This is a genomic window from Ruegeria sp. AK11, from assembly GCF_056541095.1.
On sequence record NZ_JBQFXU010000045.1, the window covers coordinates 1 to 524 of the forward strand.

Consider the following 524-nt stretch of genomic DNA (forward strand, 5'->3'; position numbering starts at 1 on the left):
GGAATCCGAAAAATGCAGGGCTACATCGGCGGCCAATTCGACATCCCCAAGGGCATTTGCCGCGTCCGAGGCGCTTTTGAGTTCCGCAATGCCTTCGGGTAGCTGTCCCAAACTATCAAAGCTGCGCCCGACAAGAACAGTTGCCCGGATTGTTTCGGACTGATTGTCGCCCTCAAGGTTCCGTGCTGCATTCAGCGCCTCGTGCGCGTTAGTCATTGCCTCGTGACTGGCGGAACGAGCCAGCGCCATTTCGGTTGCCGCCTGCCATTTTTTGAACGCCGCACTCCAGTCTTCGGCCTCGGTCAGGTGTCGGGCGACAAGTTCAGGTCGACGTTCAATCTCGGCGGACCGCAACGCTGCCAACGCCTTGGCAACATGGGCATGCTGCGCCCGCCGAGTTGTGCTGAGCATGGATTGATAGGCAGTGTCGCGGATCAGTGCGTGACGGAAAACGAAGTGACCTCTGGAGTTGCCGCTTTCGAAAACCAGTCCGGTTTTGCACAGTTCGTCCAGGCCCTTTGCGG

The 524-nt window shown here is 58.6% G+C and carries 1 pseudogene; it reads right to left on the bottom strand.

The annotated features are described in order from the left end of the window. Window positions 1-524 (bottom strand): annotated as a pseudogene (locus ACR0D9_RS20630) (hypothetical protein); the annotation flags it as partial.